The 13,546-nt window shown below is 33.0% G+C and carries 26 protein-coding genes; 22 read left to right on the top strand and 4 right to left on the bottom strand.

Features of this window, described 5'->3' with window-relative positions; all coding sequences use genetic code 11:
* Positions 1-3: 3 nt before the first annotated feature.
* Both NH288_RS05110 and NH288_RS05105 read right to left on the bottom strand, forming a co-directional pair.
* On the bottom strand, positions 4-327 hold the full coding sequence (locus NH288_RS05110; RefSeq protein WP_265213626.1) for a hypothetical protein: 324 nt from the start codon (positions 325-327) through the stop codon (positions 4-6).
* 54 nt (positions 328-381) lie between these two features.
* Entirely contained in the window at positions 382-1,026 is a 645-nt protein-coding gene (locus tag NH288_RS05105) for a LexA family protein (RefSeq protein ID WP_265213624.1), read from the bottom strand.
* 158 nt (positions 1,027-1,184) lie between these two features.
* On the opposite strand from NH288_RS05105, the gene NH288_RS05100 reads away from it, so the two are divergent.
* Genes NH288_RS05100 through NH288_RS05090 form a run of 3 tightly spaced genes read left to right on the top strand, consistent with a single transcriptional unit; the run spans position 1,185 to position 1,827 of the window.
* Positions 1,185-1,430, top strand: a complete 246-nt coding sequence (locus NH288_RS05100) for a toxin-antitoxin system, antitoxin component, Xre family protein (protein ID WP_265213622.1) — start codon at positions 1,185-1,187, stop codon at positions 1,428-1,430.
* A 17-nt stretch (positions 1,431-1,447) separates the two neighbouring features.
* Entirely contained in the window at positions 1,448-1,618 is a 171-nt protein-coding gene (locus NH288_RS05095) for a hypothetical protein (protein WP_265213620.1), read from the top strand.
* Positions 1,615-1,827 carry a hypothetical protein gene (locus tag NH288_RS05090; RefSeq protein ID WP_265213618.1) on the top strand — a complete coding sequence of 71 codons (213 nt, stop codon included), beginning with the start codon at positions 1,615-1,617 and terminating at the stop codon, positions 1,825-1,827. Before NH288_RS05095 ends, NH288_RS05090 begins: the two co-directional genes overlap by 4 nt.
* On the opposite strand, the gene NH288_RS05085 is transcribed toward NH288_RS05090, so the two are convergent.
* Positions 1,813-2,181 carry a hypothetical protein gene (locus NH288_RS05085; RefSeq protein ID WP_265213616.1) on the bottom strand — a complete coding sequence of 123 codons (369 nt, stop codon included), beginning with the start codon at positions 2,179-2,181 and terminating at the stop codon, positions 1,813-1,815. The genes NH288_RS05090 and NH288_RS05085 overlap by 15 nt on opposite strands.
* A 238-nt stretch (positions 2,182-2,419) precedes the next feature.
* The gene (locus NH288_RS05080; protein ID WP_265213614.1) at positions 2,420-2,920 is read right to left on the bottom strand and encodes a hypothetical protein; all 501 of its coding nucleotides are present in this window, start codon (positions 2,918-2,920) and stop codon (positions 2,420-2,422) included.
* Between the two features lie 76 nt (positions 2,921-2,996).
* Here NH288_RS05080 and NH288_RS05075 point away from each other — a divergent pair, with 76 nt between their 5' ends.
* The 19 genes from NH288_RS05075 to NH288_RS04985 all read left to right on the top strand — a co-directional run bounded on the left by NH288_RS05075 (position 2,997) and on the right by NH288_RS04985 (position 13,451).
* The gene (locus NH288_RS05075; protein ID WP_265213613.1) at positions 2,997-3,194 is read left to right on the top strand and encodes a hypothetical protein; all 198 of its coding nucleotides are present in this window, start codon (positions 2,997-2,999) and stop codon (positions 3,192-3,194) included.
* Positions 3,195-3,202: 8 nt separating this feature from the next.
* Positions 3,203-4,156, top strand: a complete 954-nt coding sequence (locus NH288_RS05070; RefSeq protein ID WP_265213611.1) for a DUF3102 domain-containing protein — start codon at positions 3,203-3,205, stop codon at positions 4,154-4,156.
* Between the two features lie 3 nt (positions 4,157-4,159).
* Positions 4,160-4,687, top strand: coding sequence for a hypothetical protein (locus tag NH288_RS05065; protein ID WP_265213610.1), 528 nt, complete (start codon positions 4,160-4,162; stop codon positions 4,685-4,687).
* An 11-nt stretch (positions 4,688-4,698) separates the two neighbouring features.
* Positions 4,699-5,046 carry a hypothetical protein gene (locus NH288_RS05060; RefSeq protein WP_265213608.1) on the top strand — a complete coding sequence of 116 codons (348 nt, stop codon included), beginning with the start codon at positions 4,699-4,701 and terminating at the stop codon, positions 5,044-5,046.
* Positions 5,047-5,105: 59 nt separating this feature from the next.
* The gene (locus NH288_RS05055) at positions 5,106-5,288 is read left to right on the top strand and encodes a hypothetical protein (RefSeq protein WP_265213606.1); all 183 of its coding nucleotides are present in this window, start codon (positions 5,106-5,108) and stop codon (positions 5,286-5,288) included.
* Positions 5,281-5,472 carry a hypothetical protein gene (locus NH288_RS05050; protein ID WP_265213604.1) on the top strand — a complete coding sequence of 64 codons (192 nt, stop codon included), beginning with the start codon at positions 5,281-5,283 and terminating at the stop codon, positions 5,470-5,472. The genes NH288_RS05055 and NH288_RS05050 overlap by 8 nt, the downstream gene beginning before the upstream one ends.
* Positions 5,438-7,390 carry an ATP-binding protein gene (locus NH288_RS05045; protein WP_265213602.1) on the top strand — a complete coding sequence of 651 codons (1,953 nt, stop codon included), beginning with the start codon at positions 5,438-5,440 and terminating at the stop codon, positions 7,388-7,390. The genes NH288_RS05050 and NH288_RS05045 overlap by 35 nt, the downstream gene beginning before the upstream one ends.
* Positions 7,391-7,399: 9 nt before the next feature.
* Positions 7,400-8,338: a RecT family recombinase gene (locus NH288_RS05040; protein WP_265213601.1), complete on the top strand. Its 939-nt coding sequence runs from the start codon at positions 7,400-7,402 to the stop codon at positions 8,336-8,338.
* Between the two features lie 9 nt (positions 8,339-8,347).
* Positions 8,348-9,073: an MBL fold metallo-hydrolase gene (locus NH288_RS05035; RefSeq protein ID WP_265213599.1), complete on the top strand. Its 726-nt coding sequence runs from the start codon at positions 8,348-8,350 to the stop codon at positions 9,071-9,073.
* An 8-nt stretch (positions 9,074-9,081) separates the two neighbouring features.
* On the top strand, positions 9,082-9,390 hold the full coding sequence (locus NH288_RS05030; RefSeq protein WP_265213597.1) for a hypothetical protein: 309 nt from the start codon (positions 9,082-9,084) through the stop codon (positions 9,388-9,390).
* Complete coding sequence (locus tag NH288_RS05025) at positions 9,377-10,189, top strand: hypothetical protein (protein WP_265213595.1); 813 nt, start codon at positions 9,377-9,379, stop codon at positions 10,187-10,189. Before NH288_RS05030 ends, NH288_RS05025 begins: the two co-directional genes overlap by 14 nt.
* Complete coding sequence (zapE, locus tag NH288_RS05020; RefSeq protein WP_265213593.1) at positions 10,176-10,913, top strand: AFG1/ZapE family ATPase; 738 nt, start codon at positions 10,176-10,178, stop codon at positions 10,911-10,913. Before NH288_RS05025 ends, zapE begins: the two co-directional genes overlap by 14 nt.
* A complete protein-coding gene (locus tag NH288_RS05015; RefSeq protein ID WP_265213592.1) occupies positions 10,910-11,149 on the top strand; it encodes a hypothetical protein in 240 nt (79 codons plus the stop codon). The genes zapE and NH288_RS05015 overlap by 4 nt, the downstream gene beginning before the upstream one ends.
* Entirely contained in the window at positions 11,146-11,646 is a 501-nt protein-coding gene (locus NH288_RS05010) for a single-stranded DNA-binding protein (protein ID WP_265213590.1), read from the top strand. The genes NH288_RS05015 and NH288_RS05010 overlap by 4 nt, the downstream gene beginning before the upstream one ends.
* Before the next feature lie 68 nt (positions 11,647-11,714).
* Positions 11,715-12,557, top strand: coding sequence for a DNA-methyltransferase (locus tag NH288_RS05005; protein ID WP_265213588.1), 843 nt, complete (start codon positions 11,715-11,717; stop codon positions 12,555-12,557).
* A gap of 8 nt (positions 12,558-12,565) precedes the next feature.
* Positions 12,566-12,736, top strand: coding sequence for a hypothetical protein (locus NH288_RS05000; protein ID WP_265213586.1), 171 nt, complete (start codon positions 12,566-12,568; stop codon positions 12,734-12,736).
* Complete coding sequence (locus NH288_RS04995) at positions 12,733-12,915, top strand: hypothetical protein (RefSeq protein ID WP_265213585.1); 183 nt, start codon at positions 12,733-12,735, stop codon at positions 12,913-12,915. The genes NH288_RS05000 and NH288_RS04995 overlap by 4 nt, the downstream gene beginning before the upstream one ends.
* Positions 12,912-13,085, top strand: coding sequence for a hypothetical protein (locus tag NH288_RS04990; RefSeq protein WP_265213583.1), 174 nt, complete (start codon positions 12,912-12,914; stop codon positions 13,083-13,085). Before NH288_RS04995 ends, NH288_RS04990 begins: the two co-directional genes overlap by 4 nt.
* Positions 13,086-13,088: 3 nt before the next feature.
* Entirely contained in the window at positions 13,089-13,451 is a 363-nt protein-coding gene (locus tag NH288_RS04985; protein WP_265213581.1) for a Holliday junction resolvase RecU, read from the top strand.
* Positions 13,452-13,546: the final 95 nt, after the last annotated feature.

The following is a 13,546-nucleotide window of genomic DNA, read 5'->3' as shown; positions in this document are numbered from 1 at the left end:
CCTTTACTCTAGTGATTTATGATAATAATCATAAATAAGTCTGGATATAGTTTTTATTTCTAGGTTTTTATCGGGTTTGGTAGGTATATATTCCCACCATTCAGAACCTTCATATTCTAATCTTATCATTACAAAGTCATTGCCATACAATTTTAAGTTGCTAGCTATTTCTTGTCTTCCATAGCCGTTATTATAGTCAGTATTAACTGCTATATCTTTAAAATTATCCTTTGTAATTCTAAATCCATCACAACTAATGAAATTTACATATTCCCAAGAAGAACTATTTTCTTTTAAGTCATTAAGAGTTTCTTCCCATAAATTCACATTAAACCTCCTTTGATATGTAAATGATAAGGGGTAGGGGCTATGCCCCTACTTTTATTTGTCCCTTTTACTGAATACTCCTACCATGCTGCCTAGGATCATTACATTTGAGTAATCGCCTTCTTGTACTAAGATAGGCTTATAGGCATCATTTGCAGGTTGTAGTATTAGAGTGTCTTTCATCTTTATAACCTTTTTTAAAGTGGTTTCATCATCTAGCAAAACCGCTGCTATGGTTCCGGATTCCACATCAGGGGTTTCTTTAAAGAAAACTATATCGCCTTCGTGAATATTAGCATCTATCATGCTATCACCATCAGCAACTAGTGAGAAATCAGCTTTGCATAGGTCAGGGTCTAGCTTGATATAGCCTTCATAGTTACATTCTGATAGTACAGGCATACCACATTGAATATGTCTTAGGATTGGGACTTTTATTAAGTTTTGTGTGACTTTTATCCCTGGAATCTTACTTAAGTCGGGCTTTCCGTTTTCATCTTGCCAGCCCATTAAATATGACGGGGTTGTTTTCAAAGCTTTAGCAAAAACAGATATTTGTGATTGTGATAAGTCACGTTCGCCTAATTCTATTTTAGAAATAGCGCTTTTAGATTTGTAACCTGTTTTGGTTGCTAACTCTTCTTGTGTCATATTTAATTCCACTCTTCTCTTTTTTATATTTTGATTTAGAGTAGCCATTTTGTACCTCCTTTCTATATATTCATTCTATCATTAAGTCGCCATATTGTCAATAATTTTATACATTTAAGAAAAAAATAAGAAAAAATTAAAAAAATAGTAGACAAAACGGAAACTTTATTGTATAATATTTTTAACGACAGCAAAGGAGGTAGTAAATGACAAATAGCATTTTGTTAAATTACAAAATCAAAGTAAGTGGATATCGTCTAGGATTTTTAGCTGAAAAGCTAGGATTATCAAGGGCTGGATTGTATAACAAAATTAATAACAAAACAGAATTTTTAGCTAGCGAAATTCAAGCCTTAAGTGACTTGTTAAATTTAGATGCTAAAGATAGGGAAGATATTTTTTTTGATGAAAAAGTAGACGATTTGTCTACAATAAAAAAGCTTAGTTGCTAGGTTAAGGACTCAAAACCATGAAAAAGAAAATCAAGACAAGCGATTTATTAAAAGATATGAAAAATAGGTCTAATGACAATCTTAAAGATATTTTGATTTTTATAGGTCAAGATATTTGGCGTGACTATAGCGAGGTGACTAAGGATATAAAAGCTGAACTTAAGAGGAGGGGAGTCAATATCGAATGAATGAATTTATAAAAAATATAAAAAAAGACCTAGAGGAGATCAAAAAAAATAGACCAGACTATGTACCTTTCAAAGAATGTAGGGGATTTTTAGACTGGTTTAGCAAGAATGAAGGGACAAGACAAAGAGATAGGTTTGAATATATCTTATCAGTTTTAGTCTCTATAATAACATCATTTTTAATGACAATGTACCTACTTAAGAAATAGGACTGTTAGATAAGCAGTTATTATAGACACAATAATTGGTGTGATTATAGACTTACCCAAAAAAGACAAAAGCTTTAACAAAGGTATTTCAATATATCTATAACCCTTATGAGTAAAAGTTATAAAGCTATTATTAATTTTTATATAAGCATTATCTTCTAGATATTCTAATTCATCTAGTCTAGCAACTAAGGAGCTAGGTTCATCATAGGTGTAATAAGAAGACTTAACAAATCTTAAAGTCTTGTAATTAACTATTAAGGCTTGATTTTCTAGGTCGTTAGTATCAAAGACATAAGGATTATCTACTTGATTAAGTTTGTATAGAAGAATAGCAGATTGGATTGTAAGCATAATTTATTCCTTTTTACTTATATTATATAGCAAATAGATATTTAAGAAAAGCAAGGAGACAAAAATGCAAGAATTTACCATAGCACTACTAGTAGTACATTTGATGCTTGATTTAGCAATTTTATACAAAATTCATAAATGTAATAGACAAGCATATAAATAAAAATCACAGGAGGAAAACATGGAGATATTAACTACAGGATTTTTAGTAATACACCTAATACTTAATTTAGTCATTTTATACAGACTTCACGAAATGCAATGAGAAAGATTTATTTTTTCTAAAATAATTGATTCTTTGACTAGATTCTATGCAAACATCAATTAAGCATTCTTTTTCTAAAATATAAAAAGTTATATTTCTGATTTCAAAGGGTGCAAAAATCAGATTATCTAATTCAGTTGGGAAGTCTTTAGGACCTGGCAAAGGGTTATGTAGGCGAAATCTAGGATCAGATGATTTAAGTTGTTTTTGCTTATTGAAAAGCTCAAAAACATTTACATCTTGAATAAGCAAATCATGGTTTGTTATTTGAGTTTTAAGCTTGATATCTTCAATCATTAAAGATTTAGGGGAGTTATTAAGAATATCAAAATTAAGTCTAGTATATTTTCCCATACGTTTAAAGGTTGGATTTAAAAGAATCAGTTCAAATCTATTGGCCTTGTTAGATTGCCAAACAGAATAAAATGATGCAGCTAAGGCTAGTAAAGAAGTGATTGTATTAAAAGTTTGCATATTGATCTCCTAATTTAATGTTACTTACATTATAGCTTATAGGAGAAATTATTAAAAGAAAAAACAGGAGAGGAGCATGGAAGTAAGAGAAAGATTAACAGTTTTAAAAGACTACATGACTTTAGACGATATGAAAAATTATTTTCAAATTAGCGCTAATGACACGATAAGAGAGTGGGAAAAAGGCGGACTTAAAGTCTGTTATTTAAACAGGTTGTCAAAATATTACAAAAAAGAAGATATCATAGAGTTTTTAGATAGTAAGAGAGCTTAGGAGGATAAATGGGAGAAATAACAAACCTTAATCAGATTGTAGCTGAAATAAAATTTTTTGAAAATCAAGCAGTAGTTAGTTATTGGGAGATAGGAAAAAGACTTAGTCAAGCTAAAGAGCAAGTAAACCACGGAGAGTGGATGGATTGGGTCAGTAACAACCTAGGTTATTCACAAAGGACTACAAATAGCCTAATGAAGGTTTATAAAGAGATACCAAATTCGCAGGCGATTGCTAATTTGAGTTATACAAAGGTGGTAAATATCTTATCGTTACCAGAAGAAGACCGCCAAAATTTTATAGACAGTCACGAAGTAGAAGACATGACTACAAGGCAGTTACAAGCTGAAATCAAAGAATATAAAGAAGGACTAGAAGAAAAAGAAAAACAACTAGAAGAAAGCGCAGCGGCAAACAAAAGACTAGCTGACAAAGTTATAGAGCTAGAACAAAGAGAACCAGAAATCATAGAAAAAGAGGTTATTCCAGAAGACTACAAAGACTTACAAGATGAATTAAAAGAGTTAATGGCCTATCAAAAAGAGCTAGAGAACAAGCTATACGAATTACAAAAAGAGCCTAAAGAAGAAGTTAAAGAAGTTATTAAAGAAGTAGATAGGGCTGATATAAGGTACTACAAATCAGAAATCAAAAGACTTAAAGATGACCTACAGAAAGAAATTACAAAAAATCTTAGCTTAATTAACGATAAAAAGTTAGCGATAAGTCAATTAGAAACAGAAGAAGCACACAGAAAGAGAGTAAGTGATATTACTAGTATGCACTACTCAATAGCAGGATTTTTAAGAAGTATAGGCGGCCAATTATATCTAACAGAATATTTAGAAGAGGTTACACCTAGAGAAAGAAATCTATACCTAGATTCAGTTAAACATTTAAGAGAATTTTCTGAACAATTATATCTAAATTGTGAAGAAGCGATAAAGAAATACAGGGGTTAAAAAATGACAGAAAATACAAATTTAGCAATGCCAGAAGATAACAACAAGAACAACGATATTGACAAAAAAGACGATAACAACAGTTTAGAGCAAGTATTAAAAACTTTTATGATTCAATCAACAAAAAATGATGAAGCTTTTAAAGACCAGATAGTTAAAATCAATAATCAAGTATCAGATTTAAGTGAAGGTCAAAATTCAATGAGGGAAGAGTTTAGAAGTTTTAAAGAAGAGTATGTAGATAATTTAAAACTAGAAGAATGGCAAATGGATACAATAAAAGAATTTATATACAATTTAGTAACAAATAGCATAAGCGAAAAATCATATAACAATGATAGCTTAAGAAATATTGCATACAAAATGGCCTATGGAAAATTAAAAAAATATGGATATGCACCAAGCGGAAGAACTAAACGAAAAAATTATGAAACTATATCAAAGGCTATGAATTCAGGAACTATAAAATTATCAGAAACCGAAGTTATAGATAGACATAGATATAACGAGTGGAAGAAAAATCAACAGTAAGGAGACATACAATGCAAAGACTATACAGACCAATAAGTAAAGACCTACAACCGATAAAAATCGAAAGTGCAGAAGACGTACTAGGAATTACTAGAGCTAGACAGATAAGAAGAATACCTGGAAGAAAAGAGAGGTACGAGCTTTTTAAGACAAATAAAAAAAGCCTTGATTCTATAGATAGTGCAAGACTAAAGGAACTAGAAGGCTTAGCAGATAAAAGAATAAAAGAAAAAACACTAACTACAGGCCTAGCTATAGTATGGATATTGATATCCATGTTAGGAAAAACACCTTATTGTGCAATGTGGGGAGTCCCATTTGCAATAATAACCTTAATTGCTGGCTTGTGGCTAGTGTAATTTCAAAAGTTAAACATAGGTAAATTATACCTTATGTTTAAAAAAAGAAAAGGAAAGCAATGAAAATAGAAGACCAACAAAAATATTTTGAAGATTTACAAAGTAGAAGTCTAGAAACTCTAATTTTTATGGAGAGAAAGATTGAACAGACTGAAAACGAAAAAGACAGATCAGACAAGCTAGCTATGTTAAGAGTTGCAATCAGCAGCAAAACAAAGCTAAAAAGGAGTTTTCATGACTAGGAAAGAGATTAGGCTATGGATATCCAAGTGGGATATTGATGCAGTAATTTATCTAAATGGAATTTTTGAAAAACTAGACAAAGAAAAACTAAGTCATGACGAAAAAATACTAACAGAAGAATTATCAAAAGAGATTAGGAGAAGAGTATATGCACGTAATTTTGAAGAAATTAACCCTAAGTAATTTCAAGGGGATTAAAGAAAGAGAGATAGATTTTAGCGGACATACAAACATAAGCGGTGATAATGCTACAGGCAAATCAACCATATTTGACGCCTATTCATGGCTTTTATGGGGCAAGGATAGCTTTAATCGTAAAGACTATGAAATCAAGCCTTATGATGAAAATAACGAGGTTATACACAACCTGGAATCAACAGTAGAGGGAACATTTGATGTAGATGGTAAAGACATTAAGTTTAAGAGAGTTTACAAGGAGATATGGAGCAAAAAGCGAGGATCAAACACAGAAACTTTTACAGGACATACCACCGATTTTTATATAAACGAAGTGCCAAAAAAGAAGAAAGAATATGAAGAAGAAATTGAAAAAATCGTAAGCGAAGATGAATTTAATCTACTATCAAATCCACACTACTTTAATAATATCCTAGACAAAAAAGATAGGCGAAAGATACTCTTAAGCCTAGTAGATGATGTAAGCGCAGATGATGTAATAGGAGCTAAAAAAGAACTAAAAGACTTAGACCTAGAACATTATAGCATAGATGAAATTCAAGCTATGGCCAAGGCTAGTAGTAAAAAAATCAATGACAAGCTAAAAGAGATACCAGCAAGGATTGATGAACTAGAAAAGACCAAAACTACAGAAGATTTCACCGAGATAGAAAAGGAAAAATCAGAAATCCAAAAGTCCATAGATGATATAGACAAAGACCTAGCAGGTACTAAAGATGTAGGCAAAGAGATAGAAGAAAAGCAAAAAGCTATGACAGACCTACTAAGCGAGTGTCACAAAATCACAGGAGAGTTTGAAAATAACAAAGCTAAGCTAATCAAAGAAGCAGAAACAGATTTAAACGATATAAGAAGAAAAATAACAGCAGCAGACTATGAAATAGAAAACTTAATAGACAGAAAAAAGACCCTAGAAAAGTATCAAGAAAGAACCCAGGACTCAATCAATAAATATAAAAAAGATATGGAGATACTAAGGGAAAAATGGAAAAATATACAATTAGAAAAATTTGACGGCAATTTTATATGCCCTACTTGCGGTAAAGAATTTGATCCAGAAAAGAAAGATGAAATCTTAAAGCATTTTAATCTAGATAAAAGCAAAAGGCTAGAAGAAATAGGCAAAGATGGTCAATATTGCCAAAGCCAAGTCAAGACTCTAGAAGAAGAGCTAGAAGCAAACAAAGAAGAGCTAGAAGAAATCCAAAGCAAACTATTAAAGATTAGCGATGCTAGAGCGGCAAATAAGATTGTAGAAGCCGAACAAGAAGAAAAGCTTGATAAAGCACGAAAATTAGAACTTTGTGACAAAGCACTTAAAGAGATAGACGAGAGAAGAGAAAAGTCAAAAGCAATCCAAAAAGAAATTGACGATATAAGCAAGGTCGATAATACCCAAAAATTGGAGCAAAAACAGGTCTTAGTTAAAAGTTTAGATGAAATTAATACTAAACTATCTAATCAAGGTTTAAATGCGAAATTGGACGAAAAAATAAGCAAATACGAAAAAGAGGAAAAAGACCTAGCTATAGCTTACGAGGGTGAACAGTACAAATTGTTTTTATGTGATGAGTACACAAAGACCTATGCAGAGCTAGTAAATGACAAAATCAATAAGCTATTTAATTTTGTAGAGTTTAAGCTATTTGATACACAAATCAACGGAGGAATCGTAGAGGTTGCAGATGCCACTTATGGCGGAGTACCTTACGGATCACTTAATAGTGCGGCACAGATAAATGCGGGTCTAGATGTTATAAAGGCCTTAAGTAAGCACTTTGAAAAGCAAATACCAATCTTTGTAGACAATGCAGAGAGTGTAAACAAGCTAATTGACGTAGATAGCCAACTTATAACACTTACAGTAAGCAAACTTAAGAATTTAAAAGTCGAAGAATTATAGGAGTTAAACATGACAAATCAAATCCCAATGAAAACAGGAGTAACACAGATAATCAACCAGGCTATAGGTATGTACACAAAGATGGTCGAAAACAAGCAAGTAGACATACCAGAAAATTATAGCTATAAAAACGCAATCCAAGCGGCAAGGTACTTGATAACTAAACCGATAGAAAAAGGACCAAATAAAGGCAAGGCGATTGTAGACATTTGTACCCAAGAGTCAATCTTAAAGACGATTATGGAGATGGCGCAAAAAGGGCTAAACCCAGATAAAAAGCAATGTTACTTTATCCCTTACGGCAATACTTGCACCTTATCTATATCCTATCAAGGCAATGTAGCCCTAGCTAAAAGAGGGGGCGAGGATATAGGCGAGACATACGCCTATGCGGTCTATAAAAATGACAAACTAGAACTAGTCTTTGATCCTAAAAAAGGAGTTATGCAAGTCAAGTCTTACGAACCAGATATAAGTAAGTGGACTAAATCAGATATAACAGGGGCCTTTGCAGTAATCACAGATAGAGCAGGAGATGTTAGGTACACAGAATACATGACAATGGAGCAAATAAAAGACTCTTGGGCCATGGGAGGGGCAAAAGGCGAATCACCAGCACATAAAAATTTCCCAGACCAGCAGGCTATAAAAACTGTTAAATCAAGGGCAGTAAAATCCTTTGTCAATACGGCAGATGATTCTGACATAGTAAGTGCAAGTGATAAGTCAGCAGCTTATACAGACCAGGAGATAAGCCAAGAGCTAGAACATAAGGCAAATACCCTAGAGCTAGACATTGGCAATGAAGAACTTAAAGAGGAAGAAGTTAAAGCTATAGCAGAAAACATAGATACAGAGCCAGATGAAATCATCGAAGAAGAACAAGAAGAAATGCAACCAGATTTTTTCACAAATGATTTTGTAGAAGTTAAGAATCCACCATTTTAGGTGATTGACATGGAAATTGAAGTTTTAGGAACAGGGTCTAGCGGTAATTGCTACAAGTTAGACAACGGGTCGTCCACGCTTTTACTAGAGTGTGGGCTACCATTCAAGGTGATCCAAAGAAAATTAGGCTTTAAGACTAGCGAGATAGATGCTTGCTTGATAACACATGAACACCTTGACCATGCAAAAGCAGCAAAAGACCTAGCAAGGGCAGGTATTGACTTATACATGACTAAAGGAACGGCGGAAGCCTTAAAGCTATACGGACATAGGATTAATACATTTGAGGGTATCAAAACAGGCGATATTTTGACCTACAAGGCTTTTAATATCGGTTGCTATAGGATTACACCTTTTATGACAATACATGATGTTAGAGAGCCAGTTGGATATGTAATAAGTGATTTATTGCAAGGGGAACAAATCTTTTTTGTTACAGATACAGCCTACTTGCCCTATAAGATACCAAAGGTCGACTATATCATGATTGAATGCAATTATACAAAGTCAAAAATTGATAACAAGTTAAGATATGGACTTATTCATGCAAGTTTAAGAAATAGGATCGTAAAAAATCATATGAGCCTTGAAACAGTTGTAGAAGCCCTTAAGTTTGCGGATTTGAGTGAGTGTAAAAAGATTTATGTTTTGCACTTGTCAGATGGTAATAGTGACGAAGCAGAAATTAAAAGACAGATACAGGAAGTTAGCGGATGCGAGGTGGTGATATGTTAGGAGGAAATATGCAAAAATATATAAATATAAACAATTATGAATTAGACTTAATGACTTTAAGAGATTCTAATTTATCATGGGCAGAAAAAGGCTTGTTATCAAGTATAGCGGTATTTTCAGCCGATAATGGAGTTTTGTTTGATTGGGAGTTGATTTATTACACTCAAAGTAGCAAAGAACAAATTTTAGAAATGTGGGAATTAATATATTCCTTGACATCAAAGGGCTATTTAATCTTTGACAAGCTTAAAGGCGGAGTAGTAATAGGTATCAACCCAAAGTTTTTCAAGAAGGTTGACGACAATGGCAATTTATAGAACAGCAAAAGAGTCAAATTATACTGTCGTAGACAACGGATTTATAAGTGACCCTAACTTAAGTTGGAAAGCTAAAGGAATCTTATTGTATTTACTAAGTCTACCTTGTGATTGGAATATAAACCTTAACGAGGTTCAAAGACACGCAACAGATGGAATCAAGTCTTTAAGAACAGGAATAAAAGAATTAACTGATGCAGGCTACACAAAAAGGCAACCCGTTAGAGATGAAAATGGGGTCTTTAAGGAGTGGGAAACAATAATATTTGAGAAAAAACAGGTTGAAACCATTGAAAACAGTCCATTTACCCCTTATCCACAAGTGGATAAGCCACAAGTGGATAATCCACAAGTGGAAAAAGGCACACTACTAAATACTAATAATACTAATAACTTAAATATACTAAGTACTAAAGATATTAGTAAGCAAACAAAAGAAAAAGATGAACAGACTTTCAAAAAAGAAATTATGGAAGAATGGAACAAGTTAGGTGAACCTATTAAAAACATACAAGCACTAAATCCTGGAACAAGCAGATACAAGCATACAAAAGCTAGGATAAAAGAATTTGGAAAAGAAAAAGTAATTGAAACTATGAGAACAATTGATTCTAGCAAATTCTTAAAAGGGCATAACACCTATAATTGGGTAGTCAGTTTTGATTGGTTTATAAAGCCAGTAAACTTTGCAAAAGTCCTTGAAGGCAGATACACCAACGAAGCTATGGGACTTGTAGATAATAGCACAGATGAATACCTAGCAAGCATAGACGAGAGAATGAATTATGCACACAATTAACAAGGTGCTAGCAGATATAGCTAAAAAGCGAGGAATACCTAAAAACCTTGATGAAAGCCTACTAGATGAACTTAAAAAGCAAAAAGAAGATGAGTTACAGGCTAGCATTAAAAAAGCTATTGAAGATAAAGGCAAAGGCAAGCTAAAGCTTATGTATTCAAAGATTCCTGATAAGTTTATAGGCAAGAAATTATCAGACCTAGAGAGGACAGATGATAATAGCAATGCAATTAGGAGTGCTTATAGGTTTGCACAGGAAGTAGAAATCATAGACCGAGGACTATTCCTATACGGATCAGTTGGAGTAGGCAAGACCTATATCCTAGCAATAACAGCACAACTAGTAGCCGAGTACAAAGATAAGTCTATATATTTTGCAAGTGAAGAAGATATACTAGCGGAACTTAAAAATGCTTATAACTCAAATAGTGAGGTGCAAGATACGGATATTATAAGGCTTATAGCTAAAAATGACGTGATATTCATTGATGAAGTAGGACAGAATGATTCACCATGGGCACTTAGAAATATCAAAAGGATTTTAGATGAGTGTTTAAATAAGGGCAGGCTAGTATGTATGGCAAGTAATTATAGCCCTAAAGACTTGATAAATAGATGGGGTGGTACTGATACAAACAAAGTACCAGAACAAGTGGTGGACAGAATTTTAGAAGCTTGCGTTATCGAAAAAGTCGGTGGTGCAAGTTACAGGGGGAGAAAATGATATTAGAAATAAATGACTATGAACTAATCGTACTAAATCAACTTATGGCAATATCAGTAGAACTAGACAAGCAAGATAAGTTATTTGATAAAAGTATGGACGATGATAGCAAGCTAGCAGCAGTTACTAGCATGATGAGCCTAAGTGCTAAATTATATAAGCTATCAGAAAAAAGGCTAAAGGAAGTCAAAAAAGAATCAGCAGTAGATGCAGAAATAATCGAGGAGAAAGAATGAACAGACTAGACCTAATAGGAAGACTCGTAAGAGACCCAGAACTAAGATACACACAAGCAGGACAAGCTATTTGCAATTTCACTATTGCAATTGACAGAAAACTAAGTCGAGAGAAAAAAGAGGAAATGGAAGCACAAAACAGACCTACAGCAGACTTTATAAGAATAAATGCATGGGGCAAGCAAGGTGAAAATGCTTCTCAATATCTAGCAAAGGGCAGTCTATGTGCTATCGAGGGCAGGTTACAATCAGGATCATACGTAGATAGGGAGACAGGTAAAACTCAATACACATTAGATGTGGTAGCAGATAATGTTCAATTCCTACTAAAACCGAGCCAAATTACCGCCCAGAATGGACAGAATTATAATTCTAATACAAATACTAGACAAGGACAACAAAATCAATCTAGGAGCAATTATGGGGCTAATAGAAACAATGGTTTCTTTGAAGATGATTTTACAGAAATAGAAGACGATCATAGAATCCCATTTTGATAAATATTCGATGAAGTATGAATAAATGAATTTTAGAAATATTTAAAAAGTAAATAAAGGTAAGGCAGATGAAAGAAAAGGAAAAAGAAATAAAAACGAAGTTATTTAATGATAATTTTCAGAATTTTAAAAGATATGGAATACCTAAAGCCCAATTAGTTATAGCAGATATACCATACAACTTAGGTAAAAACGCTTATGCTTCAAGCACAGAATGGTACGTGAATGGTGATAATAAGCAAGGTGAAAGTGATAAGGCAGCAAAGTCATTTTTTAGAACTGACAATAATTTTAATCTAGCAGAGTATATGCACTTTTGCAGCAAACTTTTAAAAAAAGAGCCTAAGGGCAGAAATCAAGCTCCAGCTATGATAGTGTTTTGCAGCTTTGAACAGATGTCCATGATTATTAATTATGGAGAAAGATACGGATTTAAGAACTCTTATCCATTGATTTTTATAAAAAATTATAGCTCCCAGGTTTTAAAAGCAAACATGAGAATTGTAGGGGCTACAGAATATGCAGTTGTCTTATATCGTGACAAGTTACCAAAGTTTAGAAACGGCGGCAAGGTGCTAGATAATGGCAGGATAGAAGCTAAGACAGGAAAAATGATATTTAATTGGTTTGAATGGAAAAGGGATAATGCAAAAATTTATCCTAAATGTCACCCTACACAAAAACCTATAAGCTTATTAAAAGATTTGATTAGCATTTTTACTGACCCAGGCGATGTAGTTATTGATCCAGTTGCAGGAAGTGGCAGTACCTTAAGAGCTTGTAGAGAGTTAGGAAGAAACTCATACGGATTTGAAGTAGATAAAGACTTTTACAAAAAAGCTATGGAAGAGATGTTGGCAAGCCCAAAAGAAAAACAAATTGATATGTTTGACTTAGCGGTTAATAGTTAGGAGTAAAAATGAAAATAACAGTTGATTTTAAATTTGGTGGAAAAGAAGATTTTGATTGTGACGACTACTCCACAGATTATGATAAGGGAATCCTAGAAATAAAAGCTAATAGTGACGTTATAGGCATGATAATGCTTGAAACAATTAAGTATTGGAAAGTAGAAGATAAGCAAGAATGACAAGCAAAGAGACTAAAGATATCAAAGAGTTACTAGAAAAGCTTTTAGATTTTAAAAATCTTAGAGATGTAGAACTAGATACTTTGATACACTTAGTTAGTTATGAAGAACACCCAGGAATGTCGACCTTTTTAAAGGCCTTATTTGAAGAGAAAGATAGGAGATTAAGTAGAAAATGACAGTAAATGAGTTAATCGACTTATTATATGCTAATTCAGTATCAAATGATGATGAAGTAAAGATACTAGCAAATGTAGGCGTATTTGAAATAGTCCTAGAGCCTATAGCAGTACAAACTATCGAAAGTGATCCAAACCTTTATATAAAAGCAAGTAAAGACCAGGAGTAAAAAGTGGAAAAGGGATTTCAAAGAAGATACAGAAGCCTACAGAATAATGGTTATGGGAAAAACTTTGAGAAATTTATATCTGATGCTTGCGACTACTACAGGATAAATAAGATTGCTGATATCACAAAAATAGATGAACCCTTTAGAGTTATCCAGTTATATAAGGGCGGTAAATTTAAGGGACAATTTACCAAAAATGCAAATCCAGACTTTGAGGGAACTCTAAAAGGCGGTAGGTCTATATGCTTTGAAGCTAAGTATACGACTACTGATAGGATAAATAAGTCAGTTATAAGCAAAAAGCAAGAAGAGGTACTAACCAATAAGACTGGCTTAGACCAGCTATCAAATGTCAAGAGAAAATAAAAAATAATTAATCTTGTAATTTATGGCACATCAAATAAGCCTAAAAATTAGGCTTAGAAAAACTAAATAACAACTAAATATTCGGTATGTAAGTT

The organism is Anaerococcus sp. NML200537 (assembly GCF_026131715.1).
Lineage (GTDB): Bacteria > Bacillota > Clostridia > Tissierellales > Peptoniphilaceae > Anaerococcus > Anaerococcus kampingae.
The sequence above is the reverse complement of the archived record's forward strand: the minus strand, read 5'-3'. Positions and strand labels throughout refer to the sequence as shown.